Below are 25,456 nucleotides of genomic sequence, written 5' to 3' on the forward strand. Positions count from 1 at the left end.
AGTAAGTTTGACTAATATCGTGATCATAACCGCCACTCCGGCTGCCCACTTCCCTTTCCGTGGGGTTTGCCCTTCAGCTAACTTTTTCGAGCCAAAACCGCTCGAAAAAGTGGATCTTCAGGTCAAACAGGTCCCACAGGAGTGGAAGTGGGCGGCCTTCGTTAAGCTATGCTCCACAACACTAATCAGAAATCAACCAGTCGATTTCTCCACCATATGTAGCGTAGGGTACGACTATGCTAAAAGGTTTTCACAGCCCGATAAGTACTGTAATTAAACAGAAAAGTTTAGTTCCATGAGTTCATTTCTTTCTGTAATCAGAGAACAAAAATAGCGGAGGCAGAATACGGAGACTCCTGTGGGAACTCACACGAGCCGAAGATCCACTTGGTAAAGTGCTTTTCTTTACCAAGTTAGCTGAGGACGTGCCCACGGAAAGCGCAGTATTCTGCCGGAGCGGTTTACATGCACTCTCTAAATCAAGAATGATTGTAGAGAGCAATTCCTTGTCCTCGTTACTGCGCAGTTTATGATATTCTGAAACATTTTATATTTTTATAAATAAACATTTCATGAATGGATACCCGTTTCCTTTTTTTAATTGAAGAGGGAAATGGGTATTTTTTTGAGCACTTTTTGAGTGGTCTAGCGTTCAATAGATATAAAAGTTGTCAGTTTTTAAATGAATAAATTTCATTTTTTATTAAAAGCTATCCATAACAAAATGTTACTTAGATATTAATTTGGAGGTAGCTTTAATGAAAAAAAAGATAACGATTTGTCTTATCATTTTTGCCATAAGTTCTTTTTTCTTCATTGATGGAAAAAATGATCAGGTCCATGGTTTTTCAAATCAAGTGATTCAGCATGGTGCCACAGGTGACGATGTCATTGAGCTTCAAGCGAGACTTCAGTATTTAGGTTTTTATAATGGCGATATTGATGGTGTATTCGGTTGGGGTACGTATTGGGCATTACGTAATTTTCAGTATGAATTTGGTATGGAGATAGATGGTTTAGCAGGCCAGGCAGTAAAGCAAAAATTAGAAGATGCAAGTGAATTTGATAAAGCCTATGTGCACGAGCAAATTCAACAAGGAAAGAAATTCACCCATTATGGTGGAGTAGACAAAGAAAAACAAACGGAGCCATCTCCAACAAAACAAAAAGAGGGTGATGGAGGCCAACAGGGAAGTAATCAGCAACAAGAAAATCAACAAGCCCAACCAGAAAACAATCAGCCACAAGCAACAGAGGAAGACTTAGAACCAACAGCTGTCAATATACCACAAGGTTTTTCACAAAATGATATTCAAATCATGGCAAATGCTGTATATGGCGAAGCAAGAGGAGAGCCTTATGAAGGTCAGGTTGCAGTTGCATCTGTAATTTTAAATCGTGTAGAAAGTTCCACTTTTCCTAACACAGTATCAGGTGTGATTTTTGAACCTCGTGCGTTTACAGCGGTTAGTGATGGACAAATTTGGTTAACGCCAAACGAGCGAGCAAGAAATGCAGTATTAGATGCAATCAATGGCTGGGACCCGACTGGAGAAGCATTGTATTACTTTAACCCGGATACTGCTACTTCGGGCTGGATTTGGTCACGACCACAAATTAAGCGAATTGGTAAACATGTATTCTGTATGTAATTATTTGGAGGTGAAAAAATGTTTCGTTGGTCGCTTATTACACTATTAAGCATTGCTGTTATTGGAGTTTCTGTATGGGGCTATCAAGAGCATCAAGAAAAAAATGCAATTCTCATTCAAGCTGAAAATAATTATCAACGTTCTTTTCATGATTTAACCTATAACCTAGATCTGCTACACGATAAAATTGGATCTACTCTAGCAATGAATACGAGAGAACAATTGTCACCACAATTGGCTGAGATATGGCGGTTAACTTCTATGGCTCATAATGATGTTGGGCAATTACCGCTAACATTACTGCCATTTAATAAGACAGAAGAGTTTTTACAACAGATGGGTGATTTTAGTTATCGTACAGCAATAAGAGATTTAGATAAAGAGCCGCTTTCTGATGATGAATTGGAAGCCTTAGAATCTCTATATGAAGTGTCAGGAGACATTGAACAGGAATTACGTAAAGTACAAAATATGGTGTTAAATGATAATTTGAGATGGATGGATGTACAGCTAGCATTAGTTAATAACGATGAACAAGCAGATAATACCATTATAGATGGCTTTGAAACAGTAGAAAAAACAGTTGAAGGTTATTCGGAAGGAAAACTGAATGCAAGCATGATGGGAACGTCAAGTAAGAAAGATGGCTTTGCGATACTTGGAGACGAAAAAGTTTCAGAGGAAGAAGCGAAGAAAAAAATGCGATCCCTGTTACGAATCGATGAAGAAACTGATATTACGGTCGCCTCAACAGGTGAAGGGGCTAATGTTCCGTTATACAGCGGATCCTATAAAGCGGATGATACAACTGGATATATCGATATAACACAAAATGGTGGATATCCTCTTACGTTAATGATTAATCGAGAAGTAGAAGAAAGAAATAAAAGTCTACATGAGGCAATGCAAAATGCTAAAGATTACTTGTCCAAATTGGATTTCACTACAGATCTTGCTTTGGTCGAAAGTAATCAATATGACAATGTCGGGGTATTTCAGTTTGTACCGCAGTATGACGATGTCTGGATTTATCCAGATGCGATACAAATTAAAGTTGCTTTAGATAATGGAGAAGTACTTGGTTTTGTGGCAAAAGATTACTTGGAAAATTATCATGAAAGAGAAATACCGGAAGTTAAATTATCAGAAGAAGAAGCACGTGATAAAGTAAATCCTAATTTGAAGATTCAAGAACACCACCTTGCTGTTATTGAAGATGACATGGGAGAAGAAGTATTAACCTATGTTTATTTAGGAACATTAAATCAAGACACATATAAAATTTTCATTAATGCATCTGATGGAAGTGAAGTGAGAGTAGATAAATTAAAACAAGCAGAGATGAAATATTAAAAAAGTGAGAAAGAAGGACTTTTCCTTCTTTCTTTTTTTTGCGATAATAAGTATTGAACTAGTTTCCATTTTTATCATTCATACAAATACTTAGTAGAGAAAGAGGATGAACATTGATTAAAATTGGCACATTTTTGCAACTCGAACAGATAAAAGAAGAGAGGAAAACTTATAAATGTAGGGTGATCGAAACAAAAAAGGATAAGTTATACATTGATTATCCTATTGAAGAGCAAACAAAACGCTCCGATATCTTACCGGTCGGCACACATTTTCAAGTTCACTTTATTGAAAACAATTCGGTATACAGTTTTCCAAGTGAAATCATCGGTAAGGCTAAAATTAAAAATATCCCAACATTAATTCTTTCTGTCGAAGTAAATAATCTAGAAAAAATTCAACGACGAGAGTTTGTGCGTGTTGAATCGTTATTGGACGTATCCGTGCAAAGTGTGGATCAAAAGTTTGATTCATTTACGACTGTAACTCATGATATCAGTGGTGGGGGAATGGCCATTTTAGTGGATAAAAATTTCAATGTAAAACAAGGCGAGTTATTGGATATTATGTTAGTATTACCTTTAGAACAAAGAATTGAATATCTACATATCATTGGGGAAGCAGTACGAATACAAGAGAGAAATGAAGATAAAAATATTTTATCTGTAAAATTTAATGAAATGGATATACAAGATCAGCAGTCCATTGTACAGTATTGCTTTACAAGACAATTAGAAGATCGGAGAAAAGGTCTTTCGTAGATAGAAGGGTAGGATTATAATGAGCGAGAAACAAATAGCCATCGCGATTGATGGACCAGCAGCTGCAGGAAAAAGTACTGTAGCAAAAATTGTTGCGAAAAAATTAGGTTACATATACATTGATACCGGTGCAATGTATAGATCATTAACTTATTCCGTGTTAACTAATCAAATTGATATAAACAATGCTAGCTTGGTTATCCAGCATCTCCATGACATTGCCATTGACATCAATGCTAATCAACAAGTATTGATTGATCAGAACGATGTAACAGAAGCTATCCGAACTGACGAAGTGTCAAAGAACGTTTCTGCTGTAGCTTCGATTCCAGAAGTTAGACAGGAAATGGTGAAAAGACAACAAAAACTCGCTGAAAGACGAGCGGTTGTAATGGATGGTAGAGATATTGGTACGCATGTAATTCCTGATGCAGAAGTAAAAGTATTTTTGGTTGCAAGTGTCGAAGAACGAGCTGAACGGAGACATACAGAAAATTTACGAAAAGGATTTTCATCCGACTTGGATCAAATTAAACATGATATCGAAAAGCGAGATAAAATGGATTCAGAACGAAAAGTCTCTCCGCTAAAAAAAGCTGCTGATGCAACAGAAATTGATACAACTTCTTTATCCATTGAGGAAGTTGCAGAAAAAATATTATCTTTAGCTAATAAAAAGATGAGGAGTTAGGAATATGAGTTTTTATCAATTTGCAAAAACAGTGGTAAAAATAGTTTTAAAGCCAAAGTATAAGGTAAAAGAAGAAGGTATAGAAAATATTCCAAAAGAGGGTCCTGTTATTATTTGTTCCAATCATATTTCGAACTATGATCCTCCTATCGTTGGAATCACTTGTCCAAGGCCAATCCACTTTCTTGCTAAAGAAGAATTATTCAAAAATAAATTGTTTGCATTTATTCTAAAACATGTAAATGCCTTTCCAATAAAACGGGGAATGAAAGATCGTAATGCGTTAAGAAAAGGTATAGAAGTATTAAAAGAAGGTAACGTTCTAGGTCTGTTTCCAGAAGGGACAAGAAGTAAAACTGGTGAGTTAAAAAGAGGATTGGCAGGAGCAGGTTTCTTTGCACTTAGATCTCAGGCTACCGTCATTCCATGTGCAATTGTTGGTAGTTACAAGAGTAAAGAACCTCTAAGGGTTATATACGGTAAACCAGTTGATTTAGAGCCTTTACGTGAAAGCAAAGCTTCTGCCCAGGAGGTAACAGATGCAATAATGGACGAGATTAAAAAAATTAAAGAAAATCATTAAGTTTTATATATATAACTTGACAAATCACGCTAAATGTTAGAAGTTAGAAAAAAGCACATTTATGTTTTTTGTGTTGGAAATCGAAGGAGGTCTTTGTCATGGATGAAATGAATCAAGAAATTTCTGAGATTAAGGAACTTTCAGTAGGTGATATTGTACAAGGTAAAGTAGTTAAAGTAGAAGAAAAACACGTCCTTGTCGATATCGGATATAAAGTGGAAGGGATTGTTCCGATTAGTGAGCTCTCTGCACTTCGCATTGAAACTGCAAGTGATGCAGTTAGTGAAGGTGACCAACTGGAATTACAAGTAAAAAAAGTTGAAGACGAGGAAATTGTCTTATCTAAAAAAGCTGTAATTGCGGAAAAAGCTTGGGAAGACTTACAAGAAAAGTTTGAAAATAACGAAATTATTGAAGCTACCGTCCGTGATGTGGTGAAAGGCGGCCTTGTAGTAGATGTAGGTGTCAGAGGATTTATTCCAGCTTCTTTAGTAGAAACACACTATGTTGAGGATTTTGCTGATTATCAAGATAAATCGTTAACATTAAAAATTGTAGAATTAGATAAAGAGCAAAATAGAATTATTTTATCTCATCGAGCTGTTATTGAAGAGGAAGAACAAAAGAAAAAAGGCGATTTACTTGATTCACTTCAAGAAGGTCAAGAGATAGAAGGTACGGTTCAACGTATTACAGACTTTGGTGTATTTGTAGATATTGGTGGATTAGATGGTTTAGTACATATCTCACAACTTGCACATACGCATGTAGAGAAAGCTTCAGATGTCGTTTCTGAAGGTGAGACACTTAAAGTAAAAGTATTATCAGTAGATAAGGAAAATGAAAGAGTATCATTATCTCATAAAGCAACACAACCTGGACCATGGGACAATATTGAAGAGAAAATAGCCATTAATGATGTAGTAGAAGGTACGGTAAAACGCTTAGTTAACTTTGGTGCCTTTGTTGAAGTACTACCAGGTGTAGAAGGACTAGTTCATATTTCGCAAATTTCTACAGAGCATATTGGAACACCAGGTGAGGTTCTCGAGGTAGGACAAACAGTCAATGTAAAAGTACTTGATGTAAGTGAGAAGGATAAGCGTATTTCATTAAGTATTAGAGAAATTGAAGAAGAGAAGAACCAACAAGAATTAAAACAGTATGAAAGTGATGACGATCAATCAGGATTCCAATTAGGTGATATGATCGGAGATAAATTAAATAAATATAAAGATGATTAATTCCAAAAAAAACATGCTACAGTTTGTAGCATGTTTTTTTGTTTCCAGTAAATTATAACTTTTTCGTTGTAGATATGTGTATAATTGCAAGGGCCATAAACACACTCCTCATAAAGTCTTCTACTATGTACTTGAAAAAAGATTAAAAACAAGGAAATCCGTACATACTGTTAAAGGTGATGTCCATGTATCAATATTTAACGATCTATCTATGCTGGGTGTTGTGGTGTTTTGTAACTTTTTTTATGTCGAAACAAGGAAAACGCAACACCTATTCGATTATGTTACTGTTATTTTTAATATTTTTACCATATGAAATTATTATCATTGATTTGCCAATGAATGTTTCTTTCCTGTTTCTATTAATTTATAGTGTTTTTACTACTATTCAAAGCAAATTGTCCTTTAAAAAGTATTTTTTAATTTTATTTTTCAGTTATTTATATGCTATTTATTTTATTTGGCGAATTACAAGTCCAATTCTGAATGACTTTGCTTTTATTACCATTGCAGTTATAAGTGGGTTTCTATTGTTGCAAATTTCATCGAAAAATATTCATCAACAAATAATCATTCTAATTGCAGGTGTCAGCTTTGGTCAATTTATGTACAGTATTATATGCCGAAGTTATTACTTGCAATATACGATTAATGAAACACATTTTTTCAGTATCTTATTATCTATCCTATTACTTATTGCTATCCAACATAGCTGGGAATATTTAATTACTAAAATAGAAAACATAGTAAGAATAGTGGAATTTAAAAAGAGGTGGAATTCGTGAATGAATATACATATCCAATTTTATTCGGAATTACAATTGGTACAATTGCTCGATTTATTATGTTAAAAACTGATTACCGCCAATACCCCACCTATTTACATGGAAAGATAATTCATTTGGCGCTTGGGTTTATAGCTGCAAGCCTTGGAGCAGTTGCTGTTCCAGCGTTAATGGAAAAAGAGTTTACCGCAGTTACGTTTTTAACCATTGCGGCATCTCAGTTTAGAGAAGTCCGCAATATGGAAAGAGAGACGCTTACAGAAATGGACAGTTATGAGTTAGTTCCGAGAGGTAATACATATATTGAGGGAATAGCGATTGCGTTTGAAAGTAGAAATTACTTAGTGATTTTCACTTCATTATTGGGAACGCTAGCGTATTTAGTTTGGAATATATATGTCGCCATTGTAGTTTCTGTATTGTGCTACCTCATTATTCGTAAATATATGAGTGGGTCAACACTCGGAGAGATTGTGGACATAGAGCATGCTCCAGTAACATTTGATGGTGCAGGGTTATATGTGGATAATATTTACATCATGAATATCGGTTTACCAGAGCGCCAAGAAGAAATTTTAAAATATGGAATGGGTTTCGTGATAAAACCGAAAACCTTTGATGTTCGTTCTTCTATTGCAAATTTAGGTCAACGTCAGGCGATACTACATGATATTTCCGTTTCATTAGGAGTTTTTCGAGATTCTGGTACGCCTGCTTTAGTTCCACTTATCAAACGTGATTTAGATGATGGTCGTATTGGGGTATTTATATTGCCTCAAAACAAAGATTTAAATCAGGCTATAAAGGTGCTTCAATCAGTTCCAGTTTTAGAAAATGCAGTTCGAATGCCATCTGAAGCGAATACGCAAAGTAAGGAGTGAAAGTTGATGGAATTAGAAAAAGCGATTCTAGCCACAATCACTACTAATTCGAATAAGGTAACAGCAGGTGCATCGATCTTTATCTGCGAGAATAAGGAAGAAATGGACAAGGTAGCTGCCAATTTAGAAGCAATTTTAGACGGGATTAGTCACGCACTTAGTGATGAATTATATATTATCGTGAAACATTGATAGGTATACGATAATTTTATTATGTTAACAAATATATATTAACTTGTTTTATTTATATTAATTGTGGTAATTTAGTAAAGTGAAACGATAGAGGAACATTTTAGAAATCAATAAAAGGAAGGATGTGCCTTCATGAGAAGTTCAGTTGTAGCAATAGTTGGAAGGCCAAATGTTGGAAAATCAACTATTTTTAATCGATTAGTAGGGGAAAGAATATCAATTGTGGAAGATGTTCCTGGAGTAACCCGAGATCGAATTTATGCAGAAGCAGAGTGGTTAAACACCACTTTTCGTTTAATAGACACTGGTGGTATTGAAATTGGCGATGAACCGTTATTAATACAAATGCGTGAACAAGCAGAAGTCGCTATCAGAGAGGCTGATGTTATTATATTTCTCGCAAATGGAAGAGAAGGGATTACAGCGGCTGATGAAGAGGTTGCTAAGATTCTGTACAAATCAAATAAGCCTGTCGTATTAGCGGTAAATAAGGTAGATAACCCAGATATGCGAGAACAGATCTACGAATTTTATGCTTTAGGATTTGGCGAGCCTCATCCCATTTCAGGGACACATGGGTTAGGATTAGGGGATTTATTGGACAGTGTTGTCGACCTATTTCCAGAGAGAGAAAATGAACCAGTAGATGAAGATGTTATTCATTTCAGCCTGATTGGCCGACCAAATGTAGGGAAATCCTCGTTAGTTAATGCCATTCTAAATGAAGAACGGGTTATAGTTAGTGAAATTGCTGGTACAACGCGTGATGCGATTGATACCAATTTCAGTAAAGACGAACGTGATTTTGTCATTATTGATACAGCCGGCATGAGAAAAAGAGGAAAAATCTATGAAACTACGGAAAAATACAGTATTTTAAGGGCGTTAAAAGCAATTGAACGATCGGATGTTGTTCTCACCTTAATTGATGCTGAAACAGGTATTATTGAACAAGATAAAAAAATTGCAGGCTATGCACATGAAGCAGGGAAAGCAGTTGTGATTGTTGTCAACAAATGGGATACGATAGAACAACATGATCAAGCAATAAAAGAATTTGAGGATAACGTAAGAGCCCATTTTCCATTTTTAGATTATGCACCGATTGTGTACTTGTCAGCGAAAACGAAAAAAAGGATTCACACGCTTTTACCAAATGTGGTACAAGCCAGCGAGAACCATACAAAACGTGTAGAAACAAATGTTTTAAATGATGTCATAATGGATGCACTAGCAATAAATCCAACACCAACAAAACATGGGAAAAGGCTGAAAGTGTTGTATGCAACTCAAGTCGCTGTTAAGCCACCTACTTTTGTTGTGTTTGTTAATGAGCCGGAACTCATGCACTTTTCATATGAACGATTCCTTGAAAATCAAATACGGGAAGCATTTGGTTTTGAGGGTACTCCGATAAAAATTTATGCTCGCAAGCGAAGTTAGAGGTGAATGAGATGTCAAAAGTAGCTGTTCTAGGTGCAGGTAGTTGGGGTACAGCACTTGCAATGGTTTTATGTGATAACCATCATAATGTAAGGCTCTGGACACATAACCCAGATCAAAAAAAAGCGATGGAACTCGAAAGAAAAAACAAAAAATATTTACCTAATATTGAACTCCCAGCATCATTAGCAATTTATGATGACCTCAGTCAAGCAATTGAACAAGTAGAAGCAATTGTATTAGTTGTGCCAACAAAAGCAATACGGGAAATCTGTCAAAAACTGAATCATGTCTTAGATCATAAAGTAGTGATCATTCACGGCAGTAAAGGGATTGAACCTGATAGTCATTATCGGATTTCACAAATGATAAAAGAAGAGCTGTCTCAAAACTTATACGATGATGTTGTGGCACTTTCAGGACCAAGTCATGCTGAAGAGGTGAGTGTGAAGCATCCTACGACATTGACAGCTGCTTCAGAGAATGGTGAATTGGCCGCATTTACGCAAGATTTATTTATCAATCAGTATTTTCGAGTGTACACAAGTAAAGATATTATTGGGGTAGAACTAGGTGGTGCACTAAAAAATATTATCGCTTTAGGTGCTGGAATTTCCGACGGACTAGGCTATGGTGACAATGCAAAAGCAGCGCTTATCACCAGAGGTTTAGCTGAAATTTCACGTTTAGCGACCATTAAGGGTGCGAATCCATTAACATTTATCGGTTTATCAGGGGTTGGTGACCTTATTGTTACTTGTACAAGTGCGCACAGTCGTAATTGGCGAGCGGGTAATATGTTAGGTAAAGGAATTCCATTACATGATATTTTGAGTAAAATGGGCATGATCGTAGAGGGAATTCGTACGACCGAAGCAGTCTATCAGTTGGCAAAGAAAGAAAATATCGAAATGCCGATAACTACTGGTATATATGACGTAATTTATGAAATAAGATCACCAAAAGAAGTGGTCGACGATCTCATGACTAGAAACCGGACAAATGAAGTAGATGATATTTCATCCTTACTGCTAAATAGGTATATGGATTAACTGTTTAACTCCTCCGTGCATACTATAAGAATGACTATAGTAGTTAGGAGGAGTTAATTTGAGTGACTTTAAACAAAACATGTTTGATCAGATTCAAAAAAATTCAAATGTCCAGCCTGATCAAATTATGAAAGTGGCACAATCTGTTCAAAATGCGGACTTTTCTGATGAAAAGACAGTAAGAAAATTAGTCAAGCAATTAGCCAAACTTTCTGGCAAACCTGTGTCAAAGCAAAAAGAAGATAAAATTGTGAAAGCAATTACAAGCAATAATATGCCTAAAGATATGAATTCGTTAAGTAAATTGTTTAAAAATTAACATTATAGGCACATGAGGATGCAAGGTCTTATTGCTTCGCATACAATAAATCGCACAAGCATTCACTTTCAGGGTGATGATGGGTATTTATTTAGTCACAGCCGGAGTAGATTTTGCCCCTACTACTTCGGTCTTTTTTGTATTTTAGGAAAATATAAAATGGTTTTCAGTGATTCCTTAGCCTCTGTTGTTTCTAAAATAACTGCGTTTCTATATGGGCTTTCCTTTTTTAAAAAAAATTATGTTATAATATGTAACGATGTATGTATTTATGTAGAAATCGGAAGAAAGGATGAATGTCAGTTGTCAGATCCATTAATGAAAATGTGGATATCGTTTGGAGGCATGGGTGCACTTATATTATCCATGGTTTTAATTGTACTTAGCAGATATAAATTAAAAGGAATTTTATCAGGTATTGTGGCATTTGTTGCCTATAGCTGTTTAATTATAGGTGGCATTATCATTACGTTAGTAGTTATTAGCGGGCCATCATCCTGATAAGGAGGAAAGACAAATAACAATGGTACATAAACTTATCGTATTTACCTTTAGTTTGATTTTGCTGACAGGTTGCATGTATCCATCAGAAAATCTCAGCCAAAATCAAATTTCAAATGATACTCAACTACAATTAGTTCAAAATGCTATAGATCTGTACGCAGAACAAAATGATGGTATTCTACCGATTATAACAAAAGAAAGTGATACACCCTTATATCAAAAATACCTTATCGATTTTAGTTTGTTAAAGCAGCAAGGACTTATTCAATCTATTCCTGGAACAGCTTTTGAAAATGGTGGGAGTTATCAATATGTTTTAGTTGATGTGGAAGAAAATCCAACTGTTAAAGTAATTGATTTACATTTAACAGATGAGCTAAGAACCATCCAACAGCGTTTAACGATATATCGAGATGAGCATACATATCCTCCATTCGGAGACAAAGTGGAAGATGGTGTATACGAACTAGATTATGAAGAGCTTAATTTAGATGCGGCTCCAAGTGTAAACAGTCCGTATTCTGAAAATCGTTTACCAGTTTATATCAGTACAGACGGTAATCTATTAATTGATTATCGAATGGAGCTGTATCAAGCTTTACAAGAAAAAAATCACACTTATAAAAATGGGGATGATATCAGACCTATCCTTATTGAGGATCATCCCGTTGTTCCTGCATACAGTATTCCATTTACAGTAGAAGATAACGAGCCAGTATTTGCACCAGAAATAGAAGAAGGATGGTAAATTAGCATATATTAGAAAAAACTTATCCAGTTTGGGTAAGTTTTTTCTATGCCTTAAAGAAAATGCTTAAACTGTGAAATAATGCGTCCAGTAAATCGGGGATTGATTGTGGACATTTGTTCCGTTATTTGCGATAAAAGTGGCCTTTTTTGGTTGTGTGTGGACATCTATTCCGTTATTCATCGTAAACAATAGCTGATTTTCACCAAAAGTAACTGAATAAGTGATTAAATGTCCGCTAACACCAAACACTTGTGTTATTCCCTCAAATAACGCATTAAATGTCCAGTCAACAAACCTTATCACCGAAACAAATTTTCACTAGTATACAGTAGTTATCTGACTTGATTTAGATAAGCTGTAAGCTGTTGTGTGGTTAATACTTGCTTTTTCTCTAAAAACGCAAATGAAGCCGTCTGTGACCAGAATTTTGCTTTTTTGTTGGGTCATTTAGCAGTTATGTCAAAATGGTGTTGTTTAAAAAGATTCTCTTCTATGAAAGCTTTTCTAATTTTTGTGAATAAACTAGTTCTTTACATCATATGTTGAAGTTAGAACTGGATAATCCATAGGCGCTATATCAGGAAAAGTTTATTTATTATGCGAATATTTAGCATAAATTAATAGGACAACATCATAGAATAGAATTGTCAAAGATTCGAAGGAATGATGAGGTCGAATAGATCGGGAGGGGATCATTTGGAAAGGGTAGATATCTTCAAGGATATTTCAAAACGGACGAATGGTGATATTTATTTAGGAGTTGTTGGAGCAGTTCGGACCGGTAAGTCTACATTTATTAAGAAATTTATGGAAAAGACAGTCTTACCAAACATGCCGAATGAAAGTGATCGATTGAGAGCGCAAGATGAATTACCACAAAGTGCAGCTGGAAAAACAATTATGACAACTGAACCGAAATTTGTTCCTAATCAGGCAGTGTCGTTAACAGTTGAGGAGGGATTAGATGTTAATGTCCGATTAGTAGATTGTGTCGGATATACCGTTAATGGCGCACAAGGTTTTGAAGATGAAAATGGTCCACGCATGATTCATACACCTTGGTACGAAGAACCTATACCTTTTCATGATGCAGCCGAAATCGGAACAAGGAAAGTAATTCAAGAACACTCTACAATGGGTATTGTCGTAACAACTGACGGTAGTATTGGTGAAATACCAAGAGAAGACTATGAAGACGCAGAATCACGTATTGTAGATGAATTAAAAGAAGTCGGTAAACCATTTATTATGATTATTAATTCCGTACAACCTTATAATCAAGAAACGGAATTGTTAAGGCAAGACCTCACAGAAAAATATGATATTCCAGTTCTATCCATGAGTGTGGAAAGCATGACTGAGCATGATGTTAACAATGTATTAAGAGAAGTACTTTACGAGTTCCCAGTGCTTGAAGTCAATGTTAACTTACCTAGCTGGGTATTAGTTTTAGATGAGTCACATTGGTTAAGACAAAATTATCAACTGGCTATCGAGGAAACGGTTAAAGATATAAGAAGGTTAAGAGATGTTGACCATGTAATCGGTCAATTTGATCAATTTGATTATATTCAGCAAGCTTCTTTAGCAGGAATTGAGATGGGGGAAGGAATAGCAGATATTGACCTTCATGCTCCAGATGAATTATACGATCAAGTATTAAAAGAAATCGTTGGTGAAGAGATTAGAGGGAAAGATCACTTACTACAATTGATGCAAGAATTTACCAATGCTAAAAAAGAGTATGATCAAATCGCTGAAGCATTAAAAATGGTTAAACAAACTGGATATGGGGTAGCAGCACCGGCTTTAACGGATATGGCATTGGAAGAGCCTGAAATTATTAGGCAAGGTTCGAGATTTGGTGTTCGTTTGAAAGCTGTAGCACCGTCGATTCACATGATAAAAGTAGATGTGGAGTCAGAATTTGCGCCGATTATCGGTACCGAAAAACAAAGTGAAGAATTAGTCAGATATTTAATGCAAGATTTTGAAGAAGATCCATTATCTATTTGGCAATCCGATATTTTTGGAAGATCATTAAGTTCAATCGTTAGAGAAGGTATTCAAGCAAAGCTATCACTTATGCCTGAAAACGCTAGGTTTAAATTAAAAGAGACACTAGAACGAATCATCAATGAAGGTTCAGGCGGATTGATCGCTATTATTTTATAAAGAAGATTGAAAAAGCGTTAATGTATCAACATTACGCTTTTTTATTTTGTTTAAATTCAAATTTTATGGTAATAATAGGTAATGTGGATGAAACTTACGTCCTAATTACTAAAAATATTATGATATCAACGTTTGAAAACACTTGCATCCCGAAAAAACATATGATAACATTCTTGATAACTTAGCAGGAAATGGAGAAAATAATAATTTTTTCTCTATGAAATGCGAATAATTGTTGAATTATCTTTCATTCTCAGTTATTATAAGCCTTGTCATCATTTGATGGATGACAATTAGCTATAAGTAATTCTTTGAAAGAAGTTTATAGCTTTTATTGGGAGGAGGTGAATATCATGAACAAGACAGATCTAATTAATGCAGTTGCAGAAAAAAGTGAACTTTCTAAAAAAGATGCAACAAAAGCTGTAGATGCAGTTTTTGAATCTATCATGGATTCACTTAAAGATGGAGACAAAGTTCAATTAATTGGTTTTGGTAATTTTGAGGTACGCGAGCGTGCTGCACGTAAAGGGCGTAATCCACAAACTGGGGATGAAATCGAAATTCCAGCAAGCAAAGTGCCTGCTTTTAAACCAGGTAAAGCCCTTAAAGATATCGTAAAATAATATGGTATTACATATGGGCAAGAGAGGGTGCAGATTGCACCCTTTTTTCATACCAACTATCCTAATTTTTCCTCTGAAAATTTTCCCTTTCATAAAACACAAGTTTTATCTATCCTGTAAGATGTAAACTTATGATATACTATGTTAATATAGAATAGGATTTTGAAGAATTGTGGTGAATTTGATGACATACATAAACACAATTAATTATTATACAAACTTAATAACGCAAACCATTAATCAAAGTTTCTTGAATAAACATTTAGATGAACCAGAGATAGAAGTACATAAATTGATTACTCTTCATGAATTAGTCCAAGATAAACCAAACTACGAGGAATTAGTTCAGACAACGATGTTAGTTCAAATAGCGTTGAATACCCATGATAAAATCAGCGTTGATTTTGAAGAAGAAAATATAAGGGAACAGCAACTTACAGTTTTGGCAGGGGATTACTATTCAGGTATCTATTATCATTTATTAGCAAACCATAATAATTTACCGTTCATTCGTTTGCTTGCAGATGGGATTAATGAAATGACCCAAGCTAAAATAGCTTTTTATTATACCTATTTTAATGATCTAGATAGTTTTCTTGCCGAATATAAAGAAATTGAGAGTAAACTGATAGAGAAAGTAGCTGATTTTGTTAATAAAACAGAACAGCTACCGTATATAACTACTTGGCTTATGGCAAAACGTCTAGAATTTGAATTAATCCAATTACGAAACGATAAGCGAACCTTTTTCCATAAATTAATTATAGGAAATGTACAAAGCATACAAAATAAGGATCAATTGGAGAAAAAAGTACGCCAACAATTAATGAAAATTAATCATGATTTAGATAAAATAATCGCTGATAACAAGAAGAGCTTAGCATTTCCAAAAGATTTAAATTTTTTTAATTATTATACGTTACAGAAAAAATGGAATATGGTGTTGGAAGAAGGATTATCACAATGACAAAACAAACAAAAGAAGAGAAAGTACATCAAGTATTTGAAAAGATTTATAATAATTATGATTTTATGAATTCGATTATTTCATTCCAAAAACATAAAAAATGGCGAAACGATGTAATGAAAAGAATGCAAGTACAACCAGGAAATAAAGCTTTAGATGTATGTTGCGGGACAGGAGATTGGGCTTTTTCATTATCAGAAGCTGTAGGAGAAAATGGTGAAGTGATTGGTCTAGACTTTAGTCAAAACATGTTATCTGTTGCTAGAGAAAGGCAATCTGATCATTCACTTAACAATCTAACCTTTATACATGGTAACGCAATGGAACTACCGTTTGAAGATAATTATTTTGATTATGTAACTATCGGATTTGGTTTGCGAAATGTTCCAGATTACTTGCAAACTTTAAAGGAAATGCACCGTGTAGTTAAGCCAGGAGGTATTGTTGTATGCCTCGAAACTTCGCAACCAACTGGAATCGTCTTTCGGAAATTATATTATTTCTATTTTAAAAATATTATGCCTTTATTCGGTAAGCTTTTTGCGAAGAGTTATCAAGAATATGTGTGGTTACACGAGTCTGCGAAAGACTTTCCAGGAAAGGATGCGTTAAAGCGTTTATTTGAAGATGCTGGACTTGTAAATGTCCAATATAAAAGCTATACAGGTGGAGTAGCGGCGATGCATCTAGGTGAAAAACAAGTGAAGAAATAAAGGTGAAGTCAAATGAAGCTTGCAAAAACATATGCTTTTTTAAAAAAAGATTTATCAATAATTGAAGATGCATTGGAAGAAACGGTGTATGCTGACCAACCAGTTTTGCATGAGGCGTCTACCCAGTTATTAAAGGCTGGAGGGAAAAGGCTAAGACCGGTTTTTGTATTATTAGCATCTAAATTTGGTAATTATAACCTAAATAGAATCAAAAATGTCGCCAGTTCATTAGAGTTAATTCATATGGCATCACTTGTACATGATGATGTCATTGACAATTCTGATATAAGGCGTGGTAAACCAACAGTAAAAGCGAAATGGGACAATCAGGTAGCGATGCTCACAGGTGATTTTATATTCGCTAAGGCATTACAACAATTTACTGAGATAGATAAACCTAGAGCACATCAAATATTGGCTAAAACGATGATGGAATTGACCGTTGGTGAAATTGAGCAAATTAAAGATAAATATAACCTAGATCAAAATTTCAGGACCTATTTAAGACGAATAAAAAGAAAGACAGCACTGTTAATATCCTCAAGCTGTCAGTTAGGTGCTATTGTAGCAAATACGGATAGTGAAACTGAGAAAGCTTTATTTCGTTATGGGTATTATATGGGAATGTCCTATCAAATTATCGATGATATATTAGATTTTACTGCTTCCGAGAAAGAATTAGGAAAACCAGCTGGCAGTGATTTGATTCAGGGAAATATTACACTACCTGTATTATATGCTATGGAAAATCCGTCTATTCGACGAGAGTTGCAAGATGCCTTTGCAGATAGCAGCAATATAAGCCCTAAACTATTGAGCCCTATAATCTCAAAAATATCAAAATCTGACGCCATCACAAGAGCTAGAGAAGTGAGTGACCAATATCTTAAGAAAGCATATGATTCTCTTAACTTATTACCAGATATTCAAGCAAAAGAAGCTTTAGCTAATATAGCTAACTACATAGGAAACAGAAAAATATAACGAGGTGAATATGATGGAACAGACATTTTTAATGATCAAACCAGATGCTGTACAACGTAATTTAATTGGTGAAATTGTGACTAGATTTGAAAGAAAAGGATTCAAATTAGTTGCTGCGAAGCTTATGACCATTTCGGAACCTCTAGCAAAAAAGCACTATGCTGAACATGACGGGAAACCTTTCTTCCATGATTTAGTTTCATTTATTACATCCGGACCTGTGTTTGCTATGGTATGGGAAGGTGAAAATGTAATTGAATCTTCTAGAAAGATGATGGGGAAAACGAATCCTCAAGAAGCTGAAACAGGTACAATAAGAGGTGATTTCGGACTAGTGATGCACCGTAATATTATTCATGGTTCTGATTCACCAGAAAGTGCAACAAGAGAAATCAATCTCTTTTTTAGGAAAGAAGAAATACAGAGCTATGAAAAAAATGTTGACTACTGGATTTCATAGTTGTATCTGAACAGCAATATTGAGGGAGAAGAGACATGACGGATTATCAAACTTTTATAGGTCAGATATACAAGAAGACCGGCCTCGACTTATCTTTATACAAAGAGGTACAAATGAAAAGGCGTTTAACATCTTTACGAAATAAACGAGGTTATCAATCTTTTAGTAGCTATTTTCAAGCAATCAACAAAGATCAGCAATTACTTCAGGAATTTTTAGATAAGGTTACCATCAATGTATCAGAATTTTATCGAAACCCAGCAAGATGGAGAGTACTGGAAAGCAAAATTGTTCCGACATTTAAAAAAACAAAGAAAAAAATAAAAATTTGGAGTGCAGCTTGTTCTACAGGGGAGGAGCCATATACATTAGCGATTATTGCCAATCAATTCTGGAACCTAGCAGATATTGATATTCTGGCAACTGATATAGATCCTAATGTGTTAGCTAGAGCCAAGCAAGGTATTTATAATGAAAGAGCACTGCAAGAAGTACCTTCAGATATTAAAAAGAAATATTTTCATCAAGAAGGTGGTACATTTAAAGTAGATGATAAATTAAAACAGGCTATCACCTTTAAGGAACATAACCTACTAGCAGATCCATACCCAACTCAAGTAGATTTAATTGTTTGCCGCAATGTACTCATTTATTTTACGGAAGAAGCCAAAAATACGATTTATCATAAGTTTAGTGATGCATTATCTGATGATGGTATTTTTTTTGTAGGAAGCACGGAACAAATATTTTCACCCGATAAATACGGGTTCAAAGTTTTGGACACCTTTTTTTATGGAAAAAAATAAAATACATAAAAATCAGAATATTTCCACACACATTTTTCCTATGCTGTGTTATAGTAGTACAAAAAATAATTTTGAGGGGGAGAACAATGCGATATTTAACTGCAGGTGAATCGCATGGTAAACAACAAACAACGATTATCGAGGGTTTGCCAGCGAGAATGCCGATTACACAAGATGACATTAATGATTCGCTGCTGCGCCGGCAGAAAGGCCACGGCAGAGGGAAGAGAATGCAAATAGAGAAAGATTTAGTAGATATAGTTGGAGGCGTACGTCATGGTTACACTTTAGGATCTCCTATTGCTCTAGTTGTACATAATGATGATTTTAAACACTGGATTGATGTAATGGGAGAAGATCCTGTGCCACAAGACCAAAATATACGTCGTGTGGTAACTCGTCCACGTCCAGGTCATGCTGATTTAAATGGCGCACTGAAATATGGCCATCGAGATATGCGAAATATTTTAGAACGTTCGTCTGCCAGAGAAACAACTGCTCGAGTTGCAGCTGGTGCAGTTGCAAAAACGCTATTAAAGCAATTAGACATCAAAATTATTGGTTATGTGAAAGAAATTGCAGGTATTAAAGCAGAAGAAAAACCAGAATTATCAATTGATGACAAGATACGTGTTTCAGAAGAATCACCTGTCCGCTGTTTAGATGAGACAGCTGGTAAACAAATGATGGATGCAATCGATCAAGCAAAAAAAGATGGGGATTCCATTGGTGGTGTTTGTGAAGTTGCTATTGAAGGATTACCCGCAGGAATTGGATCTTATGTACACTATGATCGGAAATTAGATGGTCGTATAGCTGGAGCAGTGCAAAGTATTAATGCCTTTAAAGGTGTTGAGTTTGGGATTGGGTTTGAAGCTGCTCGTAAAAATGGTAGTGAGGTACATGATGAAATTCTTTGGTCTGAAGAACAAGGCTATTACCGAAGAACGAATCGTTTAGGTGGTTTTGAAGGTGGAATGACAACAGGTATGCCAGTGATCGTCAAAGGAGTTATGAAACCAATCCCTACACTATACAAACCACTTCAAAGTGTGGATATTGAGACGAAAGAAGCTTTTAATGCAAGTATTGAAAGATCTGATTCCTGTGCTGTTCCGGCCGCGGCTGTGGTAATGGAGCATGTCGTTGCATTTGAAATTGCAAAAGCGATATTGGAACAATTTCCAAACGATCAATTTCCAAAATTAAAAGAAGCAATTGACAACTACCGCGAGGAAATAAGGTGCTTTTAATGCATAGGCAGACAATAACAACTAGTACCAGTCAATATGATGTTTTTGTCGGTAAAGACATTTTGGGAAATTTGAAAGAATATCTACCTAAACCGTATCGAAATATAATGATTATTACGGATTCGGTGGTAAACGAGCTTTACACGGAAAAAGTGGTAGCCAACCTGCCAAAAGATGCCAAGGTATCTGTTAGTGTAGTTCCAACTGGAGAAGCTTCCAAAAGTATGGAGAACTATTATCAATTGCTGACAGATGCGATTCACTATCAGTTAGATCGCAAATCGCTGATTATCGCACTTGGTGGAGGGATGATTGGAGATTTGGCGGGATTTGTTGCAGCTACTTATATGAGAGGAATTGACTTTATACAAGTTCCTACTACCATCTTAGCTCATGATAGTAGTGTAGGTGGCAAAGTTGCGATTAATCACCCTGAGGGTAAGAATTTAATCGGGAGTTTTTATCCACCACAAGCAGTGCTTTATGATATTGATACCTTATATTCTTTACCAGCTAAAGAAAAACGATCAGGTTATGCAGAAGTAGTGAAACATGGATTTATAAGTAATCGTACTTATCTGGAAGATATATGGAAAGTGGATCTAACGCAAGAGATTGCTTCACATGTGCTGACCGATCATCTGCAGAAAGGGATCGCTGTAAAAGCAAAGATCGTGGAACAAGATGAGAAGGAGTCTAATATTCGGAAGTTTCTGAATTTTGGACATACATTGGGTCATGCCATTGAATCGGAGCTAGGCTATGGGCAGATTACGCATGGTGAAGCAGTTGCAATTGGTATGTTATTTGCTATAAAAGTAAGTGAACAAAGATTAAACAGTACATTACCATATGAAACGTTATATAATTGGCTATCCGAAAATCATTATCCGTTAGATTTGCCAGAGATATCAACTAAACAACTTGTTGAACGTATGAAAATAGATAAAAAATCAGAGAATGCCATTGTTCAAATGGTATTATTACAAGAAATAGGTGTGCCAGTTACAGAAGATATACCTGATTATGACCTAACCAATCTTCTTGAAAACTTTATGAGAGAGTTGGATTCTTAATGATAAGAGGAATACGAGGAGCAACAACTGTCAAGAACAATGACGCTGATGAAATGGTTCAGGCAACAAAAGAGATGATTGAAGCGATGGCTAGAGTAAACGAAATAGACCCGGAAACTATTGCTTCGGTAATGATTTCAGTAACTTCTGATTTAAATGCCACTTTTCCAGCTAAAGCACTACGTCTTATTGATGGTTGGAAGTATGTACCGGTAATGTGTATGCCAGAAATTGATGTTCCTGGTAGTTTACCGAAATGTATTCGTGTAATGATGACGGTGAATACAACAAAATCTCAAAAAGAAATTGAGCATATCTATCTAAACGATGCAGTAAAGCTAAGACCCGACTTACTAGAAGAACAGTAAGTACATGAAAGGAGTTATGTCATTGCAAGCAAAACAAGTATTTCAAAATATGTCGCCATATACACCTGGAAAACAAATAGAAGATGTCAAAAAGGAATATGGCTTAACGAGAATAGTTAAATTAGCTTCGAATGAAAATCCATTCGGCTATTCAGATAAAATAAAAGAAGCTATTCCAAATATGATTGATCACTTGGAGATTTACCCTGATGGGTATGCGACAGCATTAAGAGAAACATTAGCTAAGAAGTTAAGCGTAGGAGAGAAGCAGCTTATTTTTGGTTGTGGATCAGATGAAGTTGTTGATATCATTTGTCGCACTTATTTAGAAGAAGGAACAAATACGGTAATGGCTACTCCAACGTTTCCTCAGTATAAACATAATGCTTTAATTCAAGGGGCAAATATCGTAGAAGTACCCTTAGTCGACGGTTATCATGATTTAGAAACAATGCTAGAGAAAATCAATAGCCAAACAAAAGTTGTGTGGCTTTGTTCGCCTAACAATCCTACTGGTTCATTGATCAGTCGAGATAAGTTAGCCTCCTTCTTAGATAGATGTTCTACAGATGTTATGGTTGTATTGGACGAAGCTTACTATGAATATATCGAAGCTAGTCAAAACCCGGATAGTCTTGGATTATTAAAAAAATATCCGAATTTAGTCATTTTACGTACCTTTTCAAAAGCATATGGTATCGCTAATTTGCGTATAGGTTATGGTATTGCATCGGAAGAGGTTGCCACCTATTTAAATATTGCGCGTGGACCGTTTAATACAACATCGATTTCACAATTATCCGCTCTAACAGCGTTGGAAGATGAAGCATTCTTACAACGTACGTATGAAGAAAATCTCGAGAATAAAAAAGCGTTTATGAAAAGTTGTGATGAGATGAGGTTAAGCTATTATGATTCAGAAGCAAATTTCCTATTTGTGAAATTACCGACTTCAGGTGACGCCTTATTTGATTATTTATTAAGGAGAGGTTTTATTGTTCGCTCTGGTGAGGCATTAGGTCATCCTAATGGCGTACGGATTACCATTGGGTCTAAAGAACAAATGAGTGAATTAGTAACAAACATGAAAGAATATTTAGCATCAATATAAAAGGAGAATAAATCGTGAAGCAAACGGTTTTGATAGCGGGTCTCGGATTAATAGGAGGCTCGCTTGCTTTAAGTATACGTGAAACAAAGGAAGTACGATTGATAGGATATGATTCCAATTACAGTACACTGGAATATGCTAAAATGAATAAAATCGTAGATGAAGTCTACAGTGATTTTACTGAAGCCTTGCTTCAGGCAGATATTTGTATATTAGCCGCTCCAGTTTCTGTAACGATAGAGCTGATTAACCATTTGAGTACTATTTCCTTAAATAAATCGCTCATCGTGACAGATGTCGGATCTGTTAAAGGGCCAATTATGGATGCTGCAAGTAAAATTGATTCACCTCAGATCGCTTTTATTGGTGGTCACCCGATGGCAGGTTCACACAAGAAAGGAATTCAAGCGGCCAAGAAACATTTGTTTGAAAATGCGATCTATGTTCTGTCCCCGACAGAAAGCAGCAGAAAAGAGGATGTAGAACGATTGCAAGCACTATTAACTCCTACAAATAGTAAATTTTTAATTTTAGAACCAGAAGAACATGATGAAATGACTAGTGTCATTTCCCATTTTCCGCATTTAATTGCTTCATCACTTGTTCATCAAGCGAGAAATTGGCAAAAAACGCATCCATATATACATAAGCTCGCTGCAGGTGGTTTTCGAGATATTACAAGGATTGCTTCTAGTAACCCCTTAATGTGGAGAGATATATTTTTTCAGAACCGATCCAAAATGAGTCGGTTATTAGCTGATTGGATAGAAGAGATGAAACAATTAAAAGAGTTGATTGACACGGGAGAAAAAACACAAATCCAGCAATATTTAGAGCAAGCACGCGAATATCGTGATGGATTGGATAGTAGAAAACAGGGAGCTATTCCATCCTATTATGATATATATGTTGATATTTTTGACCAACCAGGTGCTATATTGAAAGTAATTGAGTTACTAGCTAATCATGATATTAGTATTAATAATATTGAAATACTGGAGATTAGAGAAGGAATTACTGGTGTGTTACGCTTAAGCTTCCAAAATAAAAATGATCAAGAACTAAGTCAGGCTATTTTGAAGAAAAATCACTATGATACGGTGATTGAAGAATAGGAGAGGAATATCTTGTCACAAAAAGTATTAGCATTTGAACAAAAGACGCTAACGGGTCACATTACGGTTCCTGGAGATAAATCTATTTCTCATCGAGCGGTTATGTTTGGTTCTCTTGCAGAAGGAACAACAAAGATAACGAACTTTTTAGCTGGTGAGGATTGCTTATCAACCATCGAAGCTTTTCAAGCAATGGGGGTTTCTATTAAGCGTGAAGATAATACCGTATTGGTTGAATCAGAAGGGGTTAATGGATTGCAAGAACCGGTTCAGCCGATTAATCTTGGTAACTCGGGAACAACCGCTCGACTGTTAATGGGGATTTTAGCTGGATTACCTTTCCACTTCACCTTGTATGGTGATGACTCGCTATCGAAAAGACCGATGGACCGGATTGTCTATCCGTTACGCGAAATGGGAGCGAAAATTGATGGTCGTGAACAAGGGAGATTGCTTCCAATAGCAATACGAGGTGGACAATTGTCGCCGATTGATTTCAAACCACCTGTAAAAAGTGCACAGGTTAAATCAGGTGTATTATTAGCTGGTCTTTTAACAAATGGTGTAACAACTGTTGAAGAAGTAACCAAAACACGTGATCACACGGAAAATATGTTACAAGCGTTTGGTGCTGATATTAATGTGGAAGGTACAAAAGTAAAAATAACAGGTAATAAAAACTTAACAGGCTGTGATATCGAGGTACCTGGAGATATTTCATCTGCTGCATTTTTCTTGGTAGCGGCTGCTATTACAGAAGGAAGTCATGTGACTATAGAAAATGTTGGTCTGAATCCTACTAGAACAGGGATCATAGATGTTTTGAACTTGATGGGTGTTTCCATCGATGTTGTGCAAAAAAGAACAATTGGTGGGGAGCCTATTGGTGATATTACGGTACGGGCTTCAAAACCAAAAGCTACTGTTATAGAAGGGGATATTATCCCTCGAATCATTGATGAAATTCCCATTATTGCATTATTGGCAACACAGGCAACTGGTCAAACCATTATAAAGGATGCTGAAGAATTGCGTTTTAAAGAAACAGACCGGATTGAATCAGTGGTCCATACATTATCCAAGTTAGGTGCGACCATTACCGGAACGAAGGATGGAATGATCATCGAGGGCAATACCAAGCTACATGGCGGGGTAACCGAATCATTTGGTGATCATCGGATTGGTATGATGATTGCAGTTGCCTCTCTTTTAACAGATGAAAAAGTAGAATTACATGATGACGAATGTATCGCTATTTCTTATCCAACTTTTTTCGAAGACTTACACTCCTTATTATCCAACTAAACCAAAAGCTCCAAGTTTAGTATAATTCTGAACTTGGAGCTTTTTCTGCTTAGGCAAAATCCATAAACTGCGCAGTAACGAGGAAAAGGAATTGCTCTCTGTCATTCTTCACTTAGAGAGTGCATGCAAACCGCTCCGGCAGAATACTGCGCTTTCCGTGGGCGGTTTTTAGCTAACTTTGCAAAGAAAACCACTTTACCAAGTGGATCTTCGGCACGCGTGAGTTCCCACAGGAGTCTCCGTATTCTGCCTACGCTATTTTTGTTCTCTGATTATAGAAAGAAAT

At 35.7% G+C, this 25,456-nt stretch carries 27 protein-coding genes; all 27 read left to right on the plus strand.

What is annotated here, in order from left to right; all coding sequences use genetic code 11:
* The first annotated feature begins 758 nt into the window (after positions 1-758).
* On the plus strand, positions 759-1,652 hold the full coding sequence (gene sleB, locus D569_RS0120630; protein WP_018934336.1) for a spore cortex-lytic enzyme: 894 nt from the start codon (positions 759-761) through the stop codon (positions 1,650-1,652).
* Between the two features lie 18 nt (positions 1,653-1,670).
* Positions 1,671-3,005: a germination protein YpeB gene (ypeB, locus tag D569_RS0120635; protein WP_018934337.1), complete on the plus strand. Its 1,335-nt coding sequence runs from the start codon at positions 1,671-1,673 to the stop codon at positions 3,003-3,005.
* A 113-nt stretch (positions 3,006-3,118) separates the two neighbouring features.
* Complete coding sequence (locus D569_RS0120640) at positions 3,119-3,766, plus strand: flagellar brake protein (protein ID WP_018934338.1); 648 nt, start codon at positions 3,119-3,121, stop codon at positions 3,764-3,766.
* Between the two features lie 19 nt (positions 3,767-3,785).
* On the plus strand, positions 3,786-4,457 hold the full coding sequence (cmk, locus tag D569_RS0120645) for a (d)CMP kinase (RefSeq protein WP_018934339.1): 672 nt from the start codon (positions 3,786-3,788) through the stop codon (positions 4,455-4,457).
* 4 nt (positions 4,458-4,461) lie between these two features.
* The gene (locus tag D569_RS0120650) at positions 4,462-5,040 is read left to right on the plus strand and encodes a lysophospholipid acyltransferase family protein (RefSeq protein ID WP_018934340.1); all 579 of its coding nucleotides are present in this window, start codon (positions 4,462-4,464) and stop codon (positions 5,038-5,040) included.
* A gap of 98 nt (positions 5,041-5,138) precedes the next feature.
* A complete protein-coding gene (gene rpsA / locus D569_RS0120655; protein WP_018934341.1) occupies positions 5,139-6,284 on the plus strand; it encodes a 30S ribosomal protein S1 in 1,146 nt (381 codons plus the stop codon).
* 185 nt (positions 6,285-6,469) lie between these two features.
* On the plus strand, positions 6,470-7,069 hold the full coding sequence (locus tag D569_RS0120660; protein ID WP_018934342.1) for a YphA family membrane protein: 600 nt from the start codon (positions 6,470-6,472) through the stop codon (positions 7,067-7,069).
* Positions 7,066-7,950: a YIEGIA family protein gene (locus D569_RS0120665; protein WP_018934343.1), complete on the plus strand. Its 885-nt coding sequence runs from the start codon at positions 7,066-7,068 to the stop codon at positions 7,948-7,950. The genes D569_RS0120660 and D569_RS0120665 overlap by 4 nt, the downstream gene beginning before the upstream one ends.
* Before the next feature lie 6 nt (positions 7,951-7,956).
* Positions 7,957-8,142, plus strand: a complete 186-nt coding sequence (locus D569_RS0120670; RefSeq protein ID WP_018934344.1) for a capping complex subunit for YIEGIA — start codon at positions 7,957-7,959, stop codon at positions 8,140-8,142.
* Between the two features lie 132 nt (positions 8,143-8,274).
* Complete coding sequence (gene der / locus D569_RS0120675) at positions 8,275-9,585, plus strand: ribosome biogenesis GTPase Der (protein ID WP_018934345.1); 1,311 nt, start codon at positions 8,275-8,277, stop codon at positions 9,583-9,585.
* 11 nt (positions 9,586-9,596) lie between these two features.
* Positions 9,597-10,637: an NAD(P)H-dependent glycerol-3-phosphate dehydrogenase gene (locus D569_RS0120680; RefSeq protein ID WP_018934346.1), complete on the plus strand. Its 1,041-nt coding sequence runs from the start codon at positions 9,597-9,599 to the stop codon at positions 10,635-10,637.
* Between the two features lie 58 nt (positions 10,638-10,695).
* Positions 10,696-10,956, plus strand: coding sequence for a stage VI sporulation protein F (locus D569_RS0120685; protein ID WP_018934347.1), 261 nt, complete (start codon positions 10,696-10,698; stop codon positions 10,954-10,956).
* Between the two features lie 303 nt (positions 10,957-11,259).
* Entirely contained in the window at positions 11,260-11,457 is a 198-nt protein-coding gene (locus tag D569_RS0120690; protein WP_026287412.1) for a DUF2768 domain-containing protein, read from the plus strand.
* 22 nt (positions 11,458-11,479) lie between these two features.
* Positions 11,480-12,208: a hypothetical protein gene (locus tag D569_RS0120695; RefSeq protein ID WP_018934349.1), complete on the plus strand. Its 729-nt coding sequence runs from the start codon at positions 11,480-11,482 to the stop codon at positions 12,206-12,208.
* A gap of 699 nt (positions 12,209-12,907) precedes the next feature.
* The gene (gene spoIVA / locus D569_RS0120700) at positions 12,908-14,386 is read left to right on the plus strand and encodes a stage IV sporulation protein A (protein WP_018934350.1); all 1,479 of its coding nucleotides are present in this window, start codon (positions 12,908-12,910) and stop codon (positions 14,384-14,386) included.
* A 353-nt stretch (positions 14,387-14,739) separates the two neighbouring features.
* Positions 14,740-15,012 (plus strand): HU family DNA-binding protein, encoded by a 273-nt coding sequence (locus D569_RS0120705; protein ID WP_033405291.1) that lies wholly within the window; start codon positions 14,740-14,742, stop codon positions 15,010-15,012.
* Positions 15,013-15,196: 184 nt separating this feature from the next.
* The gene (locus D569_RS23755; protein ID WP_018934352.1) at positions 15,197-15,979 is read left to right on the plus strand and encodes a heptaprenyl diphosphate synthase component 1; all 783 of its coding nucleotides are present in this window, start codon (positions 15,197-15,199) and stop codon (positions 15,977-15,979) included.
* Positions 15,976-16,692, plus strand: a complete 717-nt coding sequence (locus D569_RS0120715; RefSeq protein ID WP_018934353.1) for a demethylmenaquinone methyltransferase — start codon at positions 15,976-15,978, stop codon at positions 16,690-16,692. The genes D569_RS23755 and D569_RS0120715 overlap by 4 nt, the downstream gene beginning before the upstream one ends.
* 12 nt (positions 16,693-16,704) lie before the next feature.
* Positions 16,705-17,676, plus strand: coding sequence for a heptaprenyl diphosphate synthase component II (hepT, locus tag D569_RS0120720; protein ID WP_018934354.1), 972 nt, complete (start codon positions 16,705-16,707; stop codon positions 17,674-17,676).
* Between the two features lie 10 nt (positions 17,677-17,686).
* Complete coding sequence (gene ndk / locus D569_RS0120725) at positions 17,687-18,136, plus strand: nucleoside-diphosphate kinase (RefSeq protein WP_026287413.1); 450 nt, start codon at positions 17,687-17,689, stop codon at positions 18,134-18,136.
* A 35-nt stretch (positions 18,137-18,171) separates the two neighbouring features.
* On the plus strand, positions 18,172-18,942 hold the full coding sequence (locus tag D569_RS0120730; RefSeq protein WP_018934356.1) for a CheR family methyltransferase: 771 nt from the start codon (positions 18,172-18,174) through the stop codon (positions 18,940-18,942).
* Between the two features lie 86 nt (positions 18,943-19,028).
* On the plus strand, positions 19,029-20,195 hold the full coding sequence (gene aroC / locus D569_RS0120735; protein ID WP_018934357.1) for a chorismate synthase: 1,167 nt from the start codon (positions 19,029-19,031) through the stop codon (positions 20,193-20,195).
* Positions 20,195-21,271 (plus strand): 3-dehydroquinate synthase, encoded by a 1,077-nt coding sequence (aroB, locus tag D569_RS0120740; protein WP_018934358.1) that lies wholly within the window; start codon positions 20,195-20,197, stop codon positions 21,269-21,271. Before aroC ends, aroB begins: the two co-directional genes overlap by 1 nt.
* On the plus strand, positions 21,271-21,639 hold the full coding sequence (gene aroH, locus D569_RS0120745) for a chorismate mutase (protein WP_018934359.1): 369 nt from the start codon (positions 21,271-21,273) through the stop codon (positions 21,637-21,639). Before aroB ends, aroH begins: the two co-directional genes overlap by 1 nt.
* 22 nt (positions 21,640-21,661) lie before the next feature.
* The gene (gene hisC / locus D569_RS0120750) at positions 21,662-22,750 is read left to right on the plus strand and encodes a histidinol-phosphate transaminase (RefSeq protein ID WP_018934360.1); all 1,089 of its coding nucleotides are present in this window, start codon (positions 21,662-21,664) and stop codon (positions 22,748-22,750) included.
* A 14-nt stretch (positions 22,751-22,764) separates the two neighbouring features.
* Complete coding sequence (locus D569_RS0120755; protein WP_018934361.1) at positions 22,765-23,865, plus strand: prephenate dehydrogenase; 1,101 nt, start codon at positions 22,765-22,767, stop codon at positions 23,863-23,865.
* Between the two features lie 12 nt (positions 23,866-23,877).
* The gene (gene aroA / locus D569_RS0120760) at positions 23,878-25,170 is read left to right on the plus strand and encodes a 3-phosphoshikimate 1-carboxyvinyltransferase (protein WP_018934362.1); all 1,293 of its coding nucleotides are present in this window, start codon (positions 23,878-23,880) and stop codon (positions 25,168-25,170) included.
* Positions 25,171-25,456: the final 286 nt, after the last annotated feature.

Origin of the sequence: Gracilibacillus lacisalsi DSM 19029 (genome assembly GCF_000377765.1) — a bacterium.
GTDB lineage: Bacteria > Bacillota > Bacilli > Bacillales > Amphibacillaceae > Gracilibacillus > Gracilibacillus lacisalsi.